Annotated in this window: 11 protein-coding genes; 4 read left to right on the forward strand and 7 right to left on the reverse strand. The window is 61.7% G+C overall.

Going from position 1 to position 14,906, the window contains the following annotated elements; all coding sequences use genetic code 11:
* Positions 1-74 precede the first annotated feature (74 nt).
* Positions 75-2,477, forward strand: a complete 2,403-nt coding sequence (locus tag C7453_RS12930) for a TonB-dependent receptor (RefSeq protein ID WP_245949019.1) — start codon at positions 75-77, stop codon at positions 2,475-2,477.
* A 111-nt stretch (positions 2,478-2,588) separates the two neighbouring features.
* On the opposite strand, the gene C7453_RS12935 is transcribed toward C7453_RS12930, so the two are convergent.
* Positions 2,589-4,856, reverse strand: coding sequence for a TonB-dependent hemoglobin/transferrin/lactoferrin family receptor (locus C7453_RS12935; RefSeq protein ID WP_114727961.1), 2,268 nt, complete (start codon positions 4,854-4,856; stop codon positions 2,589-2,591).
* A 316-nt stretch (positions 4,857-5,172) separates the two neighbouring features.
* Between C7453_RS12935 and C7453_RS12940 the strand changes: the two genes are divergently transcribed.
* The gene (locus C7453_RS12940; protein ID WP_245949020.1) at positions 5,173-5,751 is read left to right on the forward strand and encodes a biliverdin-producing heme oxygenase; all 579 of its coding nucleotides are present in this window, start codon (positions 5,173-5,175) and stop codon (positions 5,749-5,751) included.
* A gap of 434 nt (positions 5,752-6,185) precedes the next feature.
* On the opposite strand, the gene C7453_RS12950 is transcribed toward C7453_RS12940, so the two are convergent.
* Both C7453_RS12950 and C7453_RS12955 read right to left on the reverse strand, forming a co-directional pair.
* Positions 6,186-6,761, reverse strand: coding sequence for a hypothetical protein (locus C7453_RS12950; protein ID WP_141288897.1), 576 nt, complete (start codon positions 6,759-6,761; stop codon positions 6,186-6,188).
* A gap of 188 nt (positions 6,762-6,949) precedes the next feature.
* Entirely contained in the window at positions 6,950-7,570 is a 621-nt protein-coding gene (locus tag C7453_RS12955) for a hypothetical protein (protein ID WP_114727964.1), read from the reverse strand.
* A gap of 173 nt (positions 7,571-7,743) precedes the next feature.
* Here C7453_RS12955 and C7453_RS12960 point away from each other — a divergent pair, with 173 nt between their 5' ends.
* Positions 7,744-8,181 carry a Fur family transcriptional regulator gene (locus tag C7453_RS12960; protein WP_114727965.1) on the forward strand — a complete coding sequence of 146 codons (438 nt, stop codon included), beginning with the start codon at positions 7,744-7,746 and terminating at the stop codon, positions 8,179-8,181.
* Between the two features lie 82 nt (positions 8,182-8,263).
* Here C7453_RS12960 and C7453_RS12965 read toward each other — a convergent pair whose 3' ends face one another.
* Positions 8,264-8,488: a (2Fe-2S)-binding protein gene (locus C7453_RS12965; RefSeq protein ID WP_114727966.1), complete on the reverse strand. Its 225-nt coding sequence runs from the start codon at positions 8,486-8,488 to the stop codon at positions 8,264-8,266.
* 219 nt (positions 8,489-8,707) lie between these two features.
* Between C7453_RS12965 and C7453_RS12970 the strand changes: the two genes are divergently transcribed.
* Positions 8,708-9,664 (forward strand): hypothetical protein, encoded by a 957-nt coding sequence (locus C7453_RS12970; RefSeq protein WP_114728053.1) that lies wholly within the window; start codon positions 8,708-8,710, stop codon positions 9,662-9,664.
* A 55-nt stretch (positions 9,665-9,719) separates the two neighbouring features.
* Here the strand turns inward: C7453_RS12970 and C7453_RS12975 are convergent, their stop codons facing one another.
* The 3 genes from C7453_RS12975 to C7453_RS12985 form a co-directional block, all read right to left on the reverse strand.
* On the reverse strand, positions 9,720-10,154 hold the full coding sequence (locus tag C7453_RS12975) for a hypothetical protein (protein ID WP_114727967.1): 435 nt from the start codon (positions 10,152-10,154) through the stop codon (positions 9,720-9,722).
* Between the two features lie 185 nt (positions 10,155-10,339).
* Positions 10,340-12,430 carry a S46 family peptidase gene (locus tag C7453_RS12980; RefSeq protein ID WP_114727968.1) on the reverse strand — a complete coding sequence of 697 codons (2,091 nt, stop codon included), beginning with the start codon at positions 12,428-12,430 and terminating at the stop codon, positions 10,340-10,342.
* A gap of 191 nt (positions 12,431-12,621) precedes the next feature.
* Positions 12,622-14,715, reverse strand: a complete 2,094-nt coding sequence (locus tag C7453_RS12985; RefSeq protein ID WP_170222027.1) for a methyl-accepting chemotaxis protein — start codon at positions 14,713-14,715, stop codon at positions 12,622-12,624.
* Positions 14,716-14,906 lie beyond the last annotated feature (191 nt).

Below are 14,906 nucleotides of genomic sequence, written 5' to 3' on the forward strand. Positions count from 1 at the left end.
TATTTTAAATTGCGAATAAGTCGCATTATTGCTAATGGTCCCGCGTTCAATGTGTCGAAATGAAACAGGATGCCATGAGCCGCTTTATCAGTCGCTGCCTTCAACCTCTGCCTGTCATGACAGGGCTGGCTCTTGCCGCGTCCGCCGCGCAGGCCGCGTCGCTCGATCCGACGACGGATCCGCACCGGGCGCACGAACGGATCGACGATCAGAAGCGTACGCGCGACGCGCGGTCGGACAGCACGGCGAAGCATGCCGACGCGGATAAGGTCCTGGCAGAGGGCAGCCATGCGCCGGAGACGGTGACGGTCGTCGGCCACGGCTTCAACACGCTGCACGAACCCACCGGCCTGTCGCGGATGCCGCAGGATGTGCTGCACACGCCGCAGCAGATCAACGTCGTGCCGCAGGCCCTGATGAAGCAGCAGAACGTCAAGTCGCTGGACGAGGCACTGCGCAACGTGCCGGGCGTCACATCCTCCATCGGCGAGGGCGCCGGCGGCATGAATGGCGACCAGTTCCTGATCCGGGGATTCCAGGCGCAGAACGACATCTACGAAGATGGCCTGCGCGATTTCGGTGTTTATAGCCGCGACGCCTTCAACCTGGAGACGGTTTCCGTCATCAAGGGGCCGTCGTCCGAGGTGTTCGGTAACGGCACCACCGGCGGCGCAATCAACATGAAGACCAAGACGGCGGGCCTGACCGACCGTTACGCCGCCGAGTTCAGCGGCGGGTCGGGCTCCTACTATCGGGGCACGCTCGATTTCAACAAGCGGCTGGACAGCAGCACCGCGCTGCGCATCACCGGCATGGGCAGCGAAAACAACATTGTCGGCCGTGACTACATCTATTCCCATCGCTGGGGCATCGCACCGTCCATCGCCTTCGGGCTGGGCCGGCGCACGACGCTGGTCCTGCAATACATGCATCAGCAGGAAAATTCGGTCCCCGATTTCGGCGTGCCGGTCGTCAAAAAACCGGGTGCGGCTTTCGGTGCGCCGATTACCGAATACGGCATCCGTCGCACCAATTTCTACGGCACGAACAACGACCAGAACGCCACCAACGACAATATGGAGACTGCGCGCTTCTCCTTCCGGCTCAACAAACACATCACCTTTTATGACGATCTGCGTGGCGGCCAATATTACCGCACCTTCGCAGCGTCCAAGGCGACATGCGATACGACCTGCGTCAACAATTACTTCCTGGGCAACTCCAACGCCGCCCTCGTCGCGCGCTCCGGTCCGGTCGGTGCCGGCAATGGCGTCGGGCCGGGCACTTACATGGCACCGCTGCCTTATCAGCAGACAAGCTGGTCGGTGCAGAATGTCGGCTCCATGGTTGCGGATTTCGACACCGGTTTCCTGAAACACCAGATCGTCGCCGGCTTCGATATCGAGCGCGTCAACGACGTGCGCTCACAATCGACCTATCTGAAGGCCAAGCCCTACGCCAACCTGGTCAATCCCAATCCGTATGTCGGCAATCTCGACCTTGTGCCTGGCGAGGCCAATCCGGGCGGCCTGGTCACGCTGGGCAGCCTGGGCGCCAAGCCGCACAGCAACGGCTATGGATTCGATACCGGCCTGTTCTTCTTCGACCAGATCTGGATCACGAAATGGCTGTCCGTCAAAGGCGGTTTCCGCTGGGACCGCTGGCAGACCAGCTACAATCTGACAGGGGGTAATGTCGCCAAGAACCCCGATATCCATTTCCACAATGTCAGCAGCGTCTTCAACCCGAATGTCAGCCTGGTGCTGACACCCGACGAGCACCAGACATATTATTTCACCTGGGCCAACTCGACCACGCCCATGGGCATGTATGTCACGAATGGTTCCGTCCCGATCCGTCCCGGCACGAACTCCTATGCCAGCCCGGAGAAGGCCAATCTGTATGAAGTCGGCGCAAAATACAGCGCTTTCCATGATCGGATCGGTTTCACGGCGTCCCTGTTCCGGCTGGAGAAGGGCAATGCAATGAATGCCGACCCGGTCACGGGCGAAATCCTCGGAAGCTCCGATCGTCAGCGCAACCAGGGGCTGGAACTGTCGGTCGGCGGCATGGTCATGCGTGGATGGAACGTCAGCGCCACCTATGCCCTCTATGACAGCGACACCACCAGTTCCGCGACCAAGGCCAATCTGGGCAGGCAGGTTCAATATGTGCCGCATAACCAGGCCACGCTGTGGTCGGTGTATGAAGCCTTCCCGGACAAGCCCTATAATATTGCCTTCGGCGGTGGTCTGACCTGGCGTCAGCACGTCTGGCTGGATGCAGCCAACACGATGCGCGCACCAGCCAATCTGGATTTCGATGCCGTCCTCTCGCATCATTTCAACGACCACTGGAAGATCGCGATGAACGGTTACAATCTGGCCAACAGGCTGAATTACCAGAGCCTGTTCTCAAACCGCGCCACGCCCACCGCTGGCCGCACCTTCATGGGGCAGCTCAGCTTCACCTACTGAGGTCATGCGCGCGGGCCGGATCGCCAATCCGGCCCGTGGCCAACGGGTCATGAAAAAACGCGCCGGCTCGTCGCCGGCGCGTTTTTCACAGGGGCCGATCTGCCGGATGGATCAGAATTCGATCCGTGCGGTGACTTTGAACGAGCGACCGGGCTGGCTGTAATACCGTTCGGACAGGCTGCTGCTGGACTGGCCATAGGGCAGCGACGCGGCGTTGTAATAGGTCTTGTCGAAGATGTTGTACATGCCGGCCTGAATGCGCAGGGGGCGGTAGAAGGTCGGGCTGTACCACCCCGTCAGATCGAACAGAACGTAACCCGGCGTTTTCCACTGGCTGGTGGGTGTTCCGGAAGTCGTCAGGTATTTTGCATTGTCCCGTGCCGTCGCAAACGTCGCGGACAGGCTCGTGCCCCAGTTCTCGCCCTTGTAGCCGAAGCCGATGATGCCACGGAACGGGGCGACGGAACTGAGGTGGAAGTTCAGATCCGTATCGCGGCCGTCGGCATAGGCGAACGAACCCCACGCCTGCCAGTGCTTGTCGAACGCCCATTGGGCACTGGCCTCGACCCCGTAAATGCGCACATGTCCCAGATTGGCGTAGCCGTAGCAGTAATAATATCCACTACATCCGCTCACGCCGACCATGTCTATGAAGTTCTTGTAGTAATTGTCATAGAACGAGATATTGGCGCCACGTTCGGAATTGCCATATTTCATGCCCACTTCCCAGCCTCGGCTGGTTTCCGGCTTGATCTTGGGATTGCCGACGACCTGATAGATCGGCGGCGTGCTGTAATTGAGATAGGCTTCGGTCGCCGAGGGGGCGCGGAACGCCTGCGAATACTGGCCGTAAAGCGTCAGGTCGCGGGCCACGCGTGCCTCGATCAGCACCTTGGGCGAGAAATGCCCGCCATGCGCGCCCTGCGGCAGACCGGTATAGCCGGGATTGTTCATGAAGAAGGCGCTGTTCTGCGGGTCGCGCTGGTAATAATCGAAGCGGAAGCCCGGCGTGATATGGAACCATTCGCCAACACCCATGCCGATGCGATCCTGCACGATCGCGCCCAGATCGGTGCCATGAACCTTCGGCATGTCGGCATAATTATCGTGCGTATAGGCGCTCGTCGTGGCCCGCTGCCCGGTCTCGTGCTGGCTGGTATCGGTCAGATAGGCTTCGCCGCCGAAGGTGATGGCGTGATGCAGCGGACCAGTGAAGAGATTGGCCGTTGCCGAGCCGGTCACGCCATAGGACTGCACCGACAGGTTGAGATTCTCATGCACATTCGCAGCGGGACGGAGGCTGTTCGTGTTGCGGATGTCGGTGATCGTGTTGGTGTCCTGCCAATAGGCCAGAAAATGCCCTTCGCTGAACAGGGCGGTCGGACTTTCCGCCTTGTAGTCGTAATTGGCCGAGACGCGGGCACGCTTGTTCTCGCTGCCCGTGCGGTAATGCTGCCCCGCGCTGGTCTCCGATGTCATGGTGTGTTCGTCATAATTGCGGTCGAACCATTCTCCCGTCAGCCCCACCCGGTGGCCGCCCACGAAGTAATGCCGGATCTTGCCCAGAAAACTGCCCTGGTCGTAGGAGGCCGGGTTCCTTTTGGTCCGCGTGCGCCCGCTGCCCCCGCTCTGGCCCATGTTGCCGGTTTCGCTGCCGTTCTGATAACCGCCTTCCAGCAGAAAGAGCGTATTGCCGTAGCGGGCCGCGAACGCCTGGTTAAGGTAGGCGCTTTCGCTCGATCCATCATATGTGGTCTTGGTCAGGCCGCCGAAATTCTTGCCCGGCTTGAGAATATCTTCCGGGTCCAGCGTGCGCAGTGCAACGACACCGCCAAGCGATCCAGTACCGAAAAAGCTGGAATCGGCGCTTTTAACAACGTCGATCGCACCGAGGGAGTTGAAGTCGAAGGCGCTGACGCCGCCCTGGGCTGTATTGTAGGTGCCGGTATAGGCACCATCGTTGGCCCAACTCGTGCGCACGCCGTCGATCGTCGTCAGAATGCGGTTCTGGTCGAGGCCACGGATATTGATGCTGGAATTGCCAGCACTGTAATTGACCGCGGCATCGACGCGACGTGCGTAATCTTCCAGATTATCGATCTGGCGATCACGAAACACTTTGTAGGTTGTGGTGGTCGTCAGCACGGCCGGCTTGCCGGTGCTGCTGTGGTCTGCATCGGGATCGAATTTCATGGAATCGATCACATCGGCACGCCCCGAGACTTTCACCGGCCGGAGGTTGATCGCGGGGGCAGCGGGACGGGCGCCGGTTGCGTTCGCGGGTTGCTGACTGGGGGCAGTGGCGCTGCCGGGCGCCACCTTCCTGGCGGTGAGTGCACCGGTTGCCGGAGCATCAGTCGCGGCACGGGCGAAATCCATGGATGCATATCCGCAGGTCAGTGCGGATGTCGCCAGTATATGACAGAGAATCGTGCGATGCCGTTTTTTTTGCCGCCTTATCACCGCTTGCTCCATAAATGAGAATTGTTCTCATCTAATGCGGGGGCGGTGTTCTGCTTGTCAACATAAAATGCACTTGATTCGCATTTGCATAAACCGCAAAAAACAGGCAATCAACAATTGTCTGATGAAATGGGCACCGCGGAAAACAGACGAAACAATCTGCAAATCATTCGTTACATTCTGTCTGTTTGCGCTGCCCGACATGAATGGAAATAATCGAAGGATTCTTATCGTGAGCGACCCGATCCTGACCTCACCCCTGTCATCACAACTCAAGGCGCATACGCACGCCATTCATGAGCAGTTGGACCATGCCATCATGACAGCCGGCATGTTCTCGGATCGGCCGGGGTATCAAAATTTCGTGCTGGTCCAATATCGGTTCCATCGAGACCTGAACGCACTCTATGGCGATCCAGCTCTTGCACGCATCGTGCCCGATCTGCCCGCACGAAACCGGTTTGCACAGTTGGTCGAAGATATGGCGGACCTGGATATTCCTCCCCCTGAAGCGACGGAAAGCCCTGTCGCCCATGATCCGTCGGAGGCGATGGGGTGGCTGTATGTGGCCGAAGGATCGAAGCTGGGGGCCGGCATTCTGACGCGCCTGGCCGAAAAGCTGGGCTTCGGCGCCTCGTTCGGCGCCCGTCACCTGCAACCCGATCCGGCGGGCCGCAGCCGCTCCTGGTCGGCTTTTCAGGAGGCGATTGATCGCGCCGGGCTGGACCCGGACCGCTGTGTCATCGGGGCCGAAAGCGGTTTTACGCGCGTAATCGACTATCTCGGCAGCGTTACGTCGGCGCGGGCCTGAGGGGGCACCCAAGGGCCGGTGCGGAAGAGATGGAGACCGCAGGCGGCGGCAGGCAGAGCATGACGCGGTTCTGCCGCCTGTTATAACGATAACGTATGGAGTCGCCAGCGCTTCAGGTCTATATTCCGGGCAAGATAGTCATTGACCTCTCAACCGCTCGACGGCCGAGACGGAGTGTGCCGGCAGGAGTTGTGTTGAATGGCAGGACCTGCGCGTCCGTGGACCCAAATCGTCCGATCGTCGCGAAATTGGCGCCCGTTCCGACCGGCCGAGCAGCCGCACGGGCGCGGCTTGATCCTGCTTTTTCTTGTGCTGTTTGGCGGTCTCGTCGTGATCACCCGTTTCCTCACCGAGGATAATGACGGGTTTTCGGCTTTCTGGCCTGCAAACGCGGTAATGCTGGTGGCCCTGAGCCCGACTATGCAGCCTACCTGCTAAATGGCTCGTATCGGCGGCTCATCCGCCGGGCGCGCCATGACGGCGCCCAGCGACGGGATTTCGTTTTCCGTCACCTCGCGCAGCCAGTCGGCCACGGAAACCGGTTCATGCCACCATTGGCGGTCTGCCCCGCCGGTATTCCGGCGGGGCAGGATATAGCCCGCGCCAGCGAGGCAGGCCCCCAGCATGGCCAATGCGGCCATCAACCGGTCGGGAATATCCCCTTCCGGGAAGAGGGGACGCAACGCCCTCCTGAGATCGGTGACACGACCATTCTGCGCGATCTCGATGGCGTCGAGCAGATGATGTTCGACCGTGGTGACTACAGGCGCCTGGAACGGCATGATTCCAGCCAGCCCCATGGTGCCGGGCGGCATCCTGGCTGCGGCATCGGCCAACATCCGGGCGAGATAGGGATAATCCTCCGACAGCAGCGAGAGCGGCAGGCGTGCCATCGTCTCGTCGCGCGACAGGCCGCCCACCGGGCCGCCAGGCATGAAATGGCGCATTGCGTGCACCGCCAGCCGTTCGCTGCGCGAAAGAGCGTTCATGGATGTTTGCGGATGGGTCATGATTATTTCCGATCACTGCCGTGTCGGCTCCCTTGGAGGCTTTCTGCCCGGCCTCCTGCCTTATCCCTTTATAATACTAGATGCAGTTGCCTCGCGTTTGCATCTACAAGATGGCAGGACACCCATGACAAAACAGGGGGAGGGCGACCGGCCGATCGCGGGTGCCCGGCCATCGACAGACCCGGTGGCTAATGAACGAGGCCGAGATTTTCCGGATGCGGCCAGTGATGGTGGCTCATTCCCATATCCAGTTCCTGCCAGCGTGCCATGGCGATCAAGGCGGCGGTATCCGTACCCCGTCGCGGGAGCGCATCGGCCTCACCGGTTTGCATTTCGATCAGGCGGGGCGGCTGGGTAGCGGGGGAGGGGCGGCGGCTGGGCAGCCAGTGCCCCGCGCCGGCCAGGCATGCGGCCAGCACCGTGACGGCGGCGGCGAAGCGCGACTGCACATAATGATGCGGAAAGACCCGCCGCAACGCCCTACGGACCGCAGCCTCGTTTCCGTTCTGTGCCGCCGACGTCGCGTCCAGAAAGCCCTCTTCGGTGGCAGTCAGCATCGTCGTGCCGGGCATGCCCACGTCCAGACGGTCCATGCGCAGTCCGGCCATCCGGTTCATCGCGGCGCGAAACGCCTCCACGACCCCTTCGAGGTCGGCGTGGAACCCCACCATGAACAGGCTCCGGGCCACCGGGCGGGACGATGCGCCGGTGCAGGCGGGCACCTCGCGCCGCGTGATGCATCGGATCATCCAGATGGCCAGCTTCTCGCTGCAGGAGAGGTCGTTCACGTAATGCCGTGCGTGGCTCATTGGGCACTCCTGGCCGGCGACGCCGCCGATCTGTTGCTGTGTCATCGCACTATATGAGAACGATTATCATTTGCAAACATGAAATACGCACATCGTGATGATGTCCGCCCCATCCAGGTGCCGCGCCAATCCATTGGACGCGATTCGCCGGATCAGGCTATGCTGGGGATGCAATGAAAACAGACGACAGGCTGGACTCCCCGATCGCCGCGATGTGCCGCGAGAAGGGCATGAAACTGACCGGGCAGCGGCGCACGATCGCGCATGTCCTGTCCGAATCCGACGATCATCCCGATGTTGAGGAACTCTATCGCCGGGCCACGGCGGTCGATCCGCATATCTCCATCGCGACAGTGTACCGGACGGTGCGGCTGTTCGAGGAGAAGGGCATCCTGCGGCGCCGCGATTTCGGCGGTGGCCGCGCGCGGTACGAGACGACCGATCATGGGGACCATTTCCACCTGATCGATGTCGACACCGGTACCGTCATGGAATTCGACGACGACGAGCTGAAAGCACTTCTGGCGGAAATCGCTGCCAGGATGGGCTACGAGGTCGCGACGACCCGTCTGGAACTCTACGGCCGCCGCAAGAAGAAAAAAGGCCGGTAATCCGGCTGGCACAAGGCCGGCCGGGCTTTCGGCCCGGAACGGTCCACGCCGGATTGCCACCAGCGCGTTTTCGGTCGGATTCTCAGGCGTGGCCGGCGTGCTGCCGTTGCGCATCCGCGTTGGGCAGCCCTTCCAGAGTGGCGGCCTTCAGCGCATTGCGCAGCAGGCAGAGCATTCCCGGAACACAGTTGCCGCACTGCGCGCGGCATTGCCGCGCGGCATGGATTTCGGCGGGGCGCGACGCGCCCGCGCGGATGGCGGATTCGATGTCCGTATGGGACAGCGCATTGCACGAACAGACGATCATGAAGGCTCCGCTCCCGGCGAGGTGTAAGGACGTCTTCATTCTTCGTATTGCAATTGCGATGCGGTCGCAATAATGATCGGAGGCCACGGGACATCCGGCAGTTGCCCGACCGTCGATTTCCCAACCCTGTCCCGTGGAAACTCCGGCGGCATCGATGGCATGCTTTCGCTGTCCGATGCCGCTGTTCTCTTTTCGCCTCATGACGGGAAGCTGTTGACGATGAGCGAGACAATCGGTTGCGACGCCTCCTGGCACCTTACGCACTCACAGCCGCCGCTACTGGTGGATTATTTCGATCCCGGCCGCGGATTCGCCGGGCAGATCAACGGGCTCGTCAGCCGGTTCCAGACGGTCCAGGCCGTGTGCCAGAGTGGCGAGGGGCCGATGCGCTTGACCGAGCTGCGCAATGAACTGGCCTTTCATCTGGTCAAGATGTCGCGCTGGTGGGGGTTCGATTTCTGCCCGCTGGGCCTGACGGGCGTGCGGAATCCACTCTTCATGAGCTACGTGAAAGCGCATGCGGCGCGCTCGGTCGAGGATGAGTCGCTGCTGGATCTCTTCACTGTGCAGCGTCATATGCACGGGGGCGATCCGGGTCATATCCTGGTTCTCGGCCGTGACCCGGAGAGCAGCGGCACGATGTCGATTCTCTACGGCGTCGACGGCCAGAAATCCTTTCGCTTCACGACCAGGGCCAACGGGGCCGCGATTGCGTGGTATCGCCACAGCTATCCCGATTTCGTCAGCGCGTGGCTGGCGGCGTGGACCTATCACTGCCCGGCCGGCCATGTCTGCGCGAACATGCGCGAGCATCTGGCCGCCGAACGCGAACATACCTGGGCGCGAAGCTGGCACCGCCAGCATTTCCACCGCACGGGCGGCAGCCTGATCGTCCGACTCTATCTCGATGCGATGAGCCAGCTTTCGGCATGCCAGTCCCGTTTCGGCCGGACGGAGTTCGAATCCATCGTGAATGCCATCGCCTTCAAGATCGTAAGGCACGCGGTCGAGAGGCGGATTGCCATTGCCAGCCTGCTTGCGGAAGGCAGCGCGCAGGAGATGAGCCAGCGCGTGATCGATGTCATCCGGCAGAGGGCGCGCCTGTATGTCGGCCGGTCGATTGATCCGCTCCAGCGCCCGAAACTCGAGGCGCTGCTCGATCAGTGCGTCCCGTAACCTTCGGGAGCCAGGGTGAAAACCCGCATGGTGTGCTCTGGTCCTGGCCGGGTCGTCAGACCGTCAGCGCGGCCCTGTCGGGTTCGACCCAGTGTGATCGTGCTTCGGGGCCAAACAATGTCTCCTGCGTCCAGTGCCCGAGCAGCCAGTCGCTCCGGCCGGGCGCCCCCGCCATCAGGGCATCCAGGATCAGGCAGAGCGGTGTTTCCGCCGGATAATGTGCGAGGAAAGCCCCTGCCGCCCGCATCGAGGCGATGGTGATCGTTTCGTGATAGCCGCTTGAAAGCGTATTGGCCGTGCCGCTTGCCTCGTTATAGGCCCGGATCAGGCCGCGCATGATCGGCAGTTCCGCCCATTCTGGCCGATGGCGAAGCAGCCACAGGGCAACGGCGAAATGGGCCGTATGCGTCCATTTCGCCTTCGGCAGGGTGCCGCTCAGAAACGCCGATACGATATCGTTGATCTCGGTATCGTCGCTGTAAGCGGGCATGGCGGCGTGCCTTCTGAAAAAACCGTCTGATATGAAGACGTCGCCGCGATGGGGCGGTGTTGCCGGAGGGAGGCAAGGCGCATTCTTCCTATGCCACCACGGCAAAGAGGGGAAGGCCGGTCCATGACCATGCACCGGGAAAAGGGGCATGCCACGACGCGGCCTTCCGGTTAAGACGCGGCCCGTCAGCGATGGCCGCGCACCAGTTCGTCGGCCAGCGCGGGTTCGGCGTAGACCGTGCGGAGTGCGGCGATGATGGCGCTGGTGTCGGTTGAAACCGCACGGTTGTTGCTTATGTCGTAATACAGATCGCCGGCCAGGCTCGGCAGGTTGCCGTCGAAGATCAGCCCGACCGCATGGCCCTGACGGTCAAGCACCGGCGAGCCGGAATTGCCGCCCACGATATCGTTGGTCGAGACGAAATCGAGATGGGTGGACAGGTCCAGCCGGGCTTTCGCGTCCAGCCAGCGTTTGGGCAGGGCGAAAGGCTCGCTGCCGGTGGCATGGCGATACATGCCGGCAAAATCGGTAAAGGGCGGAATGTCCGCGCCGTCCTGCCGCCAGCCCTGCACCGTTCCGAAGGAAAGGCGCGGCGAGAAGGTGGCATCGGGATAGATCGCGTCGAGCCGCCCCGCCGCCTGTGCCTGCGCGAAGCGGGCACGGGCGATGTCCCCCTCTGCCTTGTGCAACGGGGCCGACACCTCGTTGAGCATACGCTCGCGCAGCGCGTCATAGGCGGGGAAGAGCGTCCGGGCGAAGATGACCATCGGATCGGTCGCCTTGTCGATCGCCGCCTGGCCGCCATGCCACAATGCGGTGCGTACGGCAGGGTCCGCCAGCCGGGTCTCCTTCACCAGTCGCGCCGCCACGGCCTCCGGGCTGTCGGTCCCCAGCGCGGTGCGGACCAGCGGATCATCCGCGCCCAGGATCTGACGCAGGCTCGTCAATGCCAGGGCGAAGGATGCGGTTTCCAGTTCCGGATAGACAGGCTCGCTTGCGGCAAGCTCCGTTTCGATTTCACCAAGCTGCGCGTCGTGATAGCCGGCATGCCGCTTTGCGTCGGGTTTTGCGCGTTCGCGGGCCCCTTCGACCAGCGTCATAGCGTCACTGGCCAGACCACGCAGCGCCATATGCAGCGCGAGATTGCGGGCGAACAGGTCCTTCTGCACGCCGATCGCCTTATCTACGACCGCGAAGGGCTGTCCATATTCGGCGCGGCGCGCCGGGTCCGCATCGATCCAGGCTTGCAGGGCCGCATCCTCTTTCGCCCGTTGGGCGACGATATCGCTCGATCGCAGGGCGGCTTCGGTGCCGGAATAGGATTTCAGCGCATTCTGCACGCCGAACAGCGTATCCTCGGCCTGCCGCGCATGCTCGGCGCTTTCGCGCGCGTACTGCCAGAGCATGCCCTCGCGCACCGAGAAGATGTCGATAATGGCCGGATTGGCGATATCGCGCTGGAAGGCCAGGGCCGCGGCGGGCAGGCCGCGCTGGGTGCGGCCCGGATTGCCCGAGGTGAAGACGAGGTCTCCGGCCTTGGGGCCCTTGGGGTCGAACTGCAGGAAGGGTGTGTGGACCGGCTTGCCGTCCTCGTACACCCGCAGCATCGACAGGTCGATATCATAGCGCGGATAGTTGAAATTGTCGGGGTCGCCACCGAAGAACGCGATATCCTGTTCGGGTGCCATCACCACCCGTACATCCTTGTAGCGGCGATAGCGATAGAGCGCCGTCTGTCCGCCATGATAGAGGGCCACCATGTCGCAACGCCAATGTTCGGCATCGCCGGCGGCGCACGCCTTGGTCAACCGGCCTTCGACTTCCTGCACGGCGGCGTTATAGGCAGCACCCTGCCGCCCCTTCGTCGCCTGCGTGACCTGGGACGACACGTCGGTGATGCCGTCCAGCCGGTCGAGTTCCATGCCGGGGCACTGGCGTTCCTCGGCGAGCGACTGCGTGTGGAACCCGTCACGGAAATAATCATGCGTCTTGTCCGACAAGGCGGACAGGCATGAATTGGCACAATGGTGATTGGTCATCACCAGGCCGTCCGCCGAGACGAACGAGGCCGAACAGCCTTCGGCCAACCGGGCCGATGATTGCACGACGTGCTGGATCCATGCCGCGTCCGGCTGAAATCCATAGTTCTTCTGCAACGCAGCTTTCGGAAGGTGGTCGAACGTCCACATGCCCTCGTCGGCGCGGGCACTGACGGAGCCCGCCAGAAGCGACAGGATCGCACCCGACAGCATCAGATAGGATTTTGCAAATGACATACGCGCATCTCGTTATTGAGTTATAATATAACATTATGCACGAGTTCGTATCGCGCGCCAACACGCGAATCCCACGGTGGGAGGCCGCCTGCCTGTCTCGGAGGTTGTTTGAGGCGTGACCCGGAATGGACGCCCGCCCCGCCGGCCGCGTCGTGCGTGGGGGCGGGCGATCCCTTCCTGTCAGGGCGTCTTCATGCCTTGTTACGGGGCCGGTACTGAACGAGATTCGTGCTGTCCGGCAGGCGGAAGCGGCTGACGAGGTGGGTCATCCTGTCCGTCTCGCCCGCCAGGCGGCGGGAGGCAGCGCGGGAATGTTCGGCCACGGCGGCATTGCGCTGCGTCACCTGGTCCATGTCGCTGACCGTGATGTTGATCTGGGTCAGGGTAGAGGCTTGTTCCTGCCCGGCCGTCAGGATCTGGTTCAGGTTATCGCTGATCTCGGCGATGAAGCGGGAAATATCCTGAAGCGCCTTGCCGGTTTCGGTAACACGTTTCGAGCCGGTCTTGATGTCCGATGTCGTGGTCCTGACCAGGGTGCCGATTTCCTTCGCCGCCTGGGCGCAGCGTTGCGACAGGGCCCGGACTTCGCTGGCGACGACGGCGAAGCCCTTGCCCGCATCGCCGGCCCGGGCGGCCTCGACGGCGGCGTTGAGGGCCAGGATATTGGTCTGAAAAGCGATGACGTCGATCGTCTCGACAATGGCGACGATCTGTTTCGAGTTGTCCTCGATCCGCAGCATGGCAGTCTGGGTCTGCTGCATGATATCGGACGAACTGCTGGCGGAACCGCGAGCCTGCACGCCGATCTTCTGCGCATCGCTGATCTGCTGGACGGATTCGCTGACGCTCTCGGTCAGTTCGTTGACCGCTGCCGCCGTCTGCTCCAGCGAGGCGGCCTGCTGCTCCGTCCGCTTGGCCAGGGTTTCGGCTTCGGTCGCAAGCTGCCCGGTGCTCGTGCTGATGCTGCGGCCCATGCCGGCGATTTCGGACAGCGCCTCGGCGAGTTGGCGCACCGACTGGTTGAAATTCTGCCGCAATGGCTCGAATTCGGGCGGCAGGGCGGTGTTGATCTGGCAGGAGAGATCGCCCCTGGCCAGATTGTCGAGCCCGTCTCCCATGGTCCTGATGACGTTGTTGATATTGCGGATCTTGGTTTCCTCTTCCTGCCTCGTCTTCTGCTGAAGCTGCTCATGCTGGGTTCGGGCTTCCGTCGCACGTTCTTCCGCCTCCCGGCCTCTCAGGAGCGTCTTGCGAAAGCCTTCCAGGCCCTGGGCGACCATGCCGATTTCGTCGCCGCGTCCAGTGCCGGGAACCGCCCTGTCATATTGGCCCAGGGTCAGATCGGAAACTGCCGCCAGCAGGTTGCGGAACGGCTCCCTGATCAGCTTCCGCGAGATGAAATAGACGATGAGAACGGAAAGGATCATCAGCAGCACGCCGGAAATCAGCAGGGCGACGATGTTGTTCATCACCGGTGCATCCAGCGCGGCACGGGGGATGTCGACGACGAGGGTCCAGACATTGCTGAAGCCGGGGATCTGGAAGGGAACCATCACCCGCTCCAGGCCCCCGTCATGAAAACCACGGATGATCCGGACCTTGCGGCTGGAAATCGCTTGCGATAGCTCGGCTTTTCCGTCGTCCGTGTAGGGCTGGAGCAGGCGCTTCTTGTCAGGGTGCGAAATCCAGACCATGTCCTGGGACAGAAGCGAAATGCTCTTGCTGCCGAAGACGTCGGATGAGCCGAGAAGGGTGACGATCCAGTCCAGGGGGGTATCGATCCCGGTCACGCCGATTTTCTTGCCGTCGAAGACCAGCGGATAGGAAAACGAGATCATCTCCACGCCGCTGCCTTCGTCGATATAGGGCTCCGTCAGAATGGGCTCGCCGCTGGCCATCGGTTGGGTGAACCAGCTCTGGCTGTAATGCTCGTCGACGGCGTTGAAATCGATCGATCCATCCGGCTTGCGGACATAATAGGGATTGAGAATGCCATGGCTGTTGGTCCCCGGCGCATTGAGTGGCTTCTGCCCGTCGAACCCGCCGGGAATTTCCTCCATCCAAACGGCATAGAGGTTGGGGGAGCGGATCTCGGCTTCGCGAAGCAGGCTGACGACCTCGGTCCGGCTGGCCGTTCCGGCCTTGTGGCTTGCTTCCAGGGCCACCTTGTTGGCGCGTGCGATATCGTTATGGTCCAGCAGGCGCCGCGTGATCTGGTCGACCAAAATCTGGCTGCGGGAGGTCGCTTCGGAAAAAACACTTTTTTCGACTTGAGACTTCATCATCCATGCCGATATCGTCATGGCCACGACCTGTATGGCAATGAAGGCCAGCCCGCATATCAGAACAATTCGTGCAGACAGGTTGTTCCATGAACGACGTTCTGAATGACCGGGCATAAAAAGCATTATCCTTTATGGTCTTGTTACTTTTCGGAATCGGAATGATATTTCCGCTATCGGCCTGCCGATGGTGG

This window comes from Gluconacetobacter liquefaciens, from assembly GCF_003350405.1.
Taxonomy (GTDB): domain Bacteria; phylum Pseudomonadota; class Alphaproteobacteria; order Acetobacterales; family Acetobacteraceae; genus Gluconacetobacter; species Gluconacetobacter liquefaciens.

Excerpts from the sequence above, each read along its gene's own strand:
- C7453_RS12930 (WP_245949019.1), top strand. The coding sequence starts at position 75 with ATGAGCCGCTTTATCAGTCGCTGCCTTCAACCTCTGCCTGTCATGACA.
- C7453_RS12935 (WP_114727961.1), bottom strand. The coding sequence starts at position 4,856 with ATGGATTTCGCCCGTGCCGCGACTGATGCTCCGGCAACCGGTGCACTC.
- C7453_RS12950 (WP_141288897.1), bottom strand. The coding sequence starts at position 6,761 with ATGACCCATCCGCAAACATCCATGAACGCTCTTTCGCGCAGCGAACGG.
- C7453_RS12955 (WP_114727964.1), bottom strand. The coding sequence starts at position 7,570 with ATGAGCCACGCACGGCATTACGTGAACGACCTCTCCTGCAGCGAGAAG.
- C7453_RS12960 (WP_114727965.1), top strand. The coding sequence starts at position 7,744 with ATGAAAACAGACGACAGGCTGGACTCCCCGATCGCCGCGATGTGCCGC.
- C7453_RS12965 (WP_114727966.1), bottom strand. The coding sequence starts at position 8,488 with ATGATCGTCTGTTCGTGCAATGCGCTGTCCCATACGGACATCGAATCC.
- C7453_RS12970 (WP_114728053.1), top strand. The coding sequence starts at position 8,708 with ATGAGCGAGACAATCGGTTGCGACGCCTCCTGGCACCTTACGCACTCA.
- C7453_RS12975 (WP_114727967.1), bottom strand. The coding sequence starts at position 10,154 with ATGCCCGCTTACAGCGACGATACCGAGATCAACGATATCGTATCGGCG.
- C7453_RS12980 (WP_114727968.1), bottom strand. The coding sequence starts at position 12,430 with ATGTCATTTGCAAAATCCTATCTGATGCTGTCGGGTGCGATCCTGTCG.
- C7453_RS12985 (WP_170222027.1), bottom strand. The coding sequence starts at position 14,715 with ATGATGAAGTCTCAAGTCGAAAAAAGTGTTTTTTCCGAAGCGACCTCC.